The 4,761-nt window shown below is 64.4% G+C and carries 5 protein-coding genes and 2 pseudogenes; 6 read left to right on the forward strand and 1 reads right to left on the reverse strand.

Going from position 1 to position 4,761, the window contains the following annotated elements; translation table 11 throughout:
* The first annotated feature begins 12 nt into the window (after positions 1-12).
* The 6 genes and pseudogenes from QZY06_RS04190 to QZY06_RS04215 all read left to right on the forward strand — a co-directional run bounded on the left by QZY06_RS04190 (position 13) and on the right by QZY06_RS04215 (position 4,214).
* Positions 13-417 carry a flavodoxin family protein gene (locus QZY06_RS04190; protein WP_295680603.1) on the forward strand — a complete coding sequence of 135 codons (405 nt, stop codon included), beginning with the start codon at positions 13-15 and terminating at the stop codon, positions 415-417.
* Between the two features lie 96 nt (positions 418-513).
* Entirely contained in the window at positions 514-825 is a 312-nt protein-coding gene (locus QZY06_RS04195; RefSeq protein WP_295680595.1) for a hypothetical protein, read from the forward strand.
* 115 nt (positions 826-940) lie between these two features.
* Positions 941-2,062 (forward strand): annotated as a pseudogene (locus QZY06_RS04200) (PLP-dependent aspartate aminotransferase family protein).
* A 77-nt stretch (positions 2,063-2,139) separates the two neighbouring features.
* On the forward strand, positions 2,140-2,487 hold the full coding sequence (locus tag QZY06_RS04205) for a hypothetical protein (RefSeq protein ID WP_295680597.1): 348 nt from the start codon (positions 2,140-2,142) through the stop codon (positions 2,485-2,487).
* Between the two features lie 85 nt (positions 2,488-2,572).
* Positions 2,573-2,857 (forward strand): DUF3862 domain-containing protein, encoded by a 285-nt coding sequence (locus tag QZY06_RS04210; RefSeq protein WP_295680599.1) that lies wholly within the window; start codon positions 2,573-2,575, stop codon positions 2,855-2,857.
* Positions 2,858-2,861: 4 nt separating this feature from the next.
* Complete coding sequence (locus tag QZY06_RS04215; protein WP_295680601.1) at positions 2,862-4,214, forward strand: MBL fold metallo-hydrolase; 1,353 nt, start codon at positions 2,862-2,864, stop codon at positions 4,212-4,214.
* A gap of 162 nt (positions 4,215-4,376) precedes the next feature.
* Here QZY06_RS04215 and QZY06_RS04220 read toward each other — a convergent pair.
* Positions 4,377-4,761 (reverse strand): annotated as a pseudogene (locus QZY06_RS04220) (catalase-peroxidase); the annotation flags it as partial.

Raw genomic sequence — 4,761 nt, forward strand, 5'->3', positions numbered from 1 at the left:
ACGGAAGCGCTGATGCGTGCGGCCTGTGCCGGCGCTGCCGAGTTCGCCGATGAAGTCGAACTGCGCTGTATCGGCGCGCTGGTCGCCGGGCTCGATGATCTGCTTTGGGCCGATGGTCTGATCGTCGCCACGCCGGAGAACTTCGGCTATCTGTCCGGCGCGGTGAAGGACTTCCTCGATCGCACCTATTATCCGGCCGAAGGCAAGGTCGACGGCCTGCCGTACGCGATGCTGGTCAGCGCCGGCAATGACGGCAGCGGCGCAGTCCGGGCGCTGGAGCGGATCGCCATCGGCTACCGCTGGAAGAGCGTTTGCGAACCCTTGATCGTGCGAGGCGAACCGGACGACGCCGCGTTGGCGAAATGCCGCGAACTTGGCTCGATGCTCGCTGTCGGAATTGCCTGCGGCACCTTGTGATGACGATGTGGCTGCTTCTGGACCGTGTTCATTTTCGGTTCAGCGCTCGCCGCCTAGAGTCGCGCAGTCAAAACACCCTGAACAGAGCAGCGCGCCATGACCATCCTTCGACGCTTCACGTCCATCTTTTTCGTGGCTGCCTGGGCCGTCGCTCTGGCCGGTCCGAATGGGTCGAACTCGGCGCCGAACCCGGTGGTCATCCAGCACGGCGATCATCAGCGCGGTGAATCGACGCTGAACCTGCAGTCCAGCCAAGGAGCGTCCTGCGCCACGCCGGTGATCGGCAACTGCGGGTCCTGCTCGGTGTCCTGCACGACGGGTCAGTCTGCGCAGTGCAAACCGGGTATTGCCGTCGGCCCGCAGGCCAGCGCGTCCTGCGTCACTGCGCCTGAGTGCAACTGCAAGTAGGCGCTGTAGGGGCGATCTGAATACAGACGATTTTCGCTGGCCGACGATCGACCACTGACCCGAGGGCACGCAGCGCGGTAGCCTTGGCAACTCCAAGCTCACCTGTATCGCCGCCGTGAAAATCGAAACCCTCGCCATTCATGCCGGCCGCGAGCCGGATCTTGCCACCGGTGCCGTGGCGCTGTCGCCGATCCTGTCGACGACTTTCGCTCGCGACGCGCAAGGCGACTATCCGCACGGCCATATCTATTCGCGATCCAGCAATCCGGCTCGTGCCGCGCTGGAGACCTTGCTGGCAGCGCTCGAAGGCGGCAAAGCCGCGGCCGCCTTCGCATCTGGTTCCGCCGCGTCGATGGCGGTATTCCAGGCGCTGGCACCGGGCGATCACGTCATCGCACCGGACGATGTCTATCACGGCACCCGCACCCAGCTCCGCGAACTGCTGGCGCGCTGAGGCCTGAGCCACAGCCTCGTCGACCTGACCGATCTCGACGCGGTGCGCGCCGCGATCACGCCATCCACGCGGATGATCTGGGCTGAAACGCCGTCGAACCCGCTGCTGAAGATCAGCGACATCAGCGGCCTCGCTGAAATCGCGCATGCGTCCGGTGCGCAACTGGTGGTCGACTCGACGTTTGCGACGCCGGTGCTGCAGCAGCCGCTGGCGCTCGGTGCCGATCTGGTCATGCATTCGACGACCAAGTATCTCGGCGGCCATAGCGATGTGCTCGGGGGCGCGGTCATCGCCCGCGAGCCGGACGCGCTGTTTGCGCGTATTCGCGATCTGCAGACCAAGGGCGGCTCGGTGCCGGCGCCGTTCGACTGCTGGCTGCTGCAGCGCTCGATCGGCACCCTGCCACTGAGGGTCCGCGCCCAGACCGCAAATGCCCAGGCGATCGCCGAATTCCTGGCTGCGCACCCGCAGGTCAGTGCGGTGCATTACCCGGGCCTGACGACGCACGCCGGCCATACGCTGGCCTGCCGGCAGATGTCCGGTTTCGGCGCAATGCTGTCGTTCCAGGTCCACGGTGGCCGCGATGCCGCACTGGCCGTTGCCGGCGGCGTGCAGCTGTACACGCGCGCCACCAGTCTCGGCGGCATCGAAAGCCTGATCGAGCATCGCGCTTCGGTGGAAGGCCCGCATACGAGCACGCCGCAGGATCTGCTGCGGATGTCGGTGGGCCTGGAGCACGTCGATGACCTGATCAACGACCTGCGCCAGGCGCTGGCCGGCTAGGTTTTCGCAGCGTTCAGGACTGATTCAGCGACGCGGCCTTACCTTCAGATCCGCAATCGGCACTCTGGAGAAGGACCATGATGAAACTCGTCGCAATCGCTGGCTTGAGCCTGTCTGCTCTGCTGGTTCCCACGGCCGCGATGGCCAGAGTTGATGTCGGCATCAACCTCGGCGTGCCGAACTACGGTTATGGCTACAGCTACGGCCCGCGCTACTACGGTCCTCCGGTCTATTACGCGCCAGCCCCGGTCTATCGCGGCCCACGGGTGGTCTACGACTACTACGCACCGCGCTATTACGGTGGCAGCTATTACGCCCGCCCGTACTACAGGAACGGCTATCGCGACGGTTACCGCGATGGCCGAGGCCATGACCACGATCACTACGATGACCGCCGCGGCCATGGTCGCGATTACCGTCGCTGAGTAGCTGCGGCAGCAAGCCACGGCCTGCACGTCCCCACGGCAGGCTGTGGCATCCTTGATGGAATCCGTTCTCCGCCGACCGCCGATGAAATCCCTGCGCTGCGTCCTGCTGGCTGCCGTCATCGTCGTCTCTGCCTGTTCCTCGAAAGTGACGGTCGAGAACTACGATCAGATCGGCCCCGGCATGTCGCGAGCTGAAGTCCACAGGCTGCTCGGCAAGCCGGATGACACTTCGGCGACCGATGTCGGCGGCGTGCTCAGCCTGAGCAAGGAAACCTGGAAGGCCGGCAAGAAACTGCTGACCGTGACCTACGGCAACGACAAGGTCGCGCTGAAGTCCTTCGACGCCGCCGACGCCGCGCCCAATTGACGGCATGACCGTGAAGATCGTCGAAGCCGTCACGGCGGTGCTGATCTGTGAGGGCGAGATCTATCTCACCCATCGCCAGCCGCACCTGACCGCGTTCCCGGGCTTCATGGCCTTCCCGGGTGGCAAGGTCGACAAGGGTGAAGCCGAGCACCTGCACGCGCATCCCCTGCTGGCCGAACAGACGCCACGCCACGTCCATGCGCTGGCGCGCGAACTGCGCGAAGAGCTGGATTACGACCTCGACGCCGCGCTTGCCGCCGGCGAAGTGCTGGCCATCGACAAGCTCGGCACGGCCCTGTCGCCGCCGTTCCTGCAGGTGCGTTTCGATACCGGCTTCTTCGCGATTCGCCTGCGTTCCAAACCGGAGTTCACGATCGAGCTCGGCGAGTTGTCCGGCGGTGCCTGGAAATCGACCAGCGACTGGCTGTCTGATTTCGAGCGTGGCGATCTGCTGCTGGCGCCACCGACGCTCGATGTGCTGCAGGAACTGGTCGAGCGCCCGGATGCGACCGTCATCAGCCGCCTGCGCGACTATGAGGAAATCGACGGTATTCCGGAAATCGAACCGCTGCGCGGCGTGCTGCAGATGCCGGTGCGCTCGAACACCTTGCCGCCGGCCGATCGCACCAACTGCTTCCAGATCGGCGATCAAGGCTCGCCGATCCTGCTGATCGACCCGTCCCCGGCCAACCGCACGGAGTTCGACAAGCTCTGCCGCCACGTTGCCGGGCGCGGCATCAGCGAGGTGTTCCTGACCCATCACCATCCGGATCACTGCCAGTACGCGAACGACCTCGCCCGCCACCTCGGCGTGCCGATCGCGACGAGCGCCGATACCTTCGAGCGCATCTCGCGTCGGGTGCCGACTTTCTTCGATGGCCTGACCGTGAAGACCTACGCCGATGGCGATGTCGCCACGCGCTGGCTCGGCCATCCGCTGCGGGTGATCGCGGTGCCCGGCCATGACGAGGGCCAGCTGGCACTGATGCCCGACAACCGCGCGTTCTGTATCGTCGGTGATCTGATCCAGGGCGTCGGCACCGTGGTCATTTCGCCGCCGGAAGGCGATATGGCGAAGTATTTCGCGACGCTCGAGAAAGTCATCGCGCTCGGCCCGAAAGTGATCTGGCCCTCGCATGGCACCGCGCTCGGCGGCACCTATTACCTGGAGCTGACCCTGAAGCATCGCCGCGCTCGCGAAGCACAGGTCAAGACGCTGTTCGAGGCCGGCCGCAGCATCGACCAGATGCTCGCCGAGATGTATGTCGGCACCGATCCGAGACTGATGCCGCTGGCCCGGATCAACATCGAAGGCCATCTGGCCAAGCTGCGTTCCGAAGGCGCTCTGCAAGCCTGAGGGCCGAGGCGGAACATTTCGGCCTCGCCGATCGCGCAACGCCCTAATGATCGCCGGAACGAAAAATGGCGACGTGGTGAGCGTCGCCATTTGCTGCATGTAAGCCGGACGTCAATTCACGATTGACCAGCCCGTTGCTTCCACGACTACCTCACGAGCCGATCAGATCTTCTCGAAACGATCGAGCATCATCACCTTGTTCCAGGCGGTGACGAAGTCCTTGACGAACTTGTCCTTTCCGTCCGCTGCGCCATAGACCTCGGCCACCGAACGCAACTCGGCACTGGAGCCAAAGGCAAGATCAGCCGGGCTTGCCATCCACTTGAGCTTGCCGCTGCTGCGGTCAACGCCTTCGTAAAGACCCTCGACCTTCTCCGACTTCACCCACTTCGTCTCCATACCCAGCAGGTTGACGAAGAAGTCGTTGGTGAGCACGCCCGGCTTGTCGGTGAACACGCCGTATTTCGCGCCGCCGGTATTGGCATCGAGCACTCGCAGACCGCCGACCAGCACCGTCATTTCCGGTACCGACAAGCTCAGCATGCTG

This window comes from uncultured Nevskia sp. (assembly GCF_903885465.1).
GTDB lineage: Bacteria > Pseudomonadota > Gammaproteobacteria > Nevskiales > Nevskiaceae > Nevskia.

Coding starts and splice junctions, on each gene's coding strand:
- QZY06_RS04195 (WP_295680595.1), top strand. CDS start 514: ATGACCATCCTTCGACGCTTCACGTCCATCTTTTTCGTGGCTGCCTGG.
- QZY06_RS04205 (WP_295680597.1), top strand. CDS start 2,140: ATGATGAAACTCGTCGCAATCGCTGGCTTGAGCCTGTCTGCTCTGCTG.
- QZY06_RS04215 (WP_295680601.1), top strand. CDS start 2,862: ATGACCGTGAAGATCGTCGAAGCCGTCACGGCGGTGCTGATCTGTGAG.
- QZY06_RS04210 (WP_295680599.1), top strand. CDS start 2,573: ATGAAATCCCTGCGCTGCGTCCTGCTGGCTGCCGTCATCGTCGTCTCT.
- QZY06_RS04190 (WP_295680603.1), top strand. CDS start 13: ATGCGTGCGGCCTGTGCCGGCGCTGCCGAGTTCGCCGATGAAGTCGAA.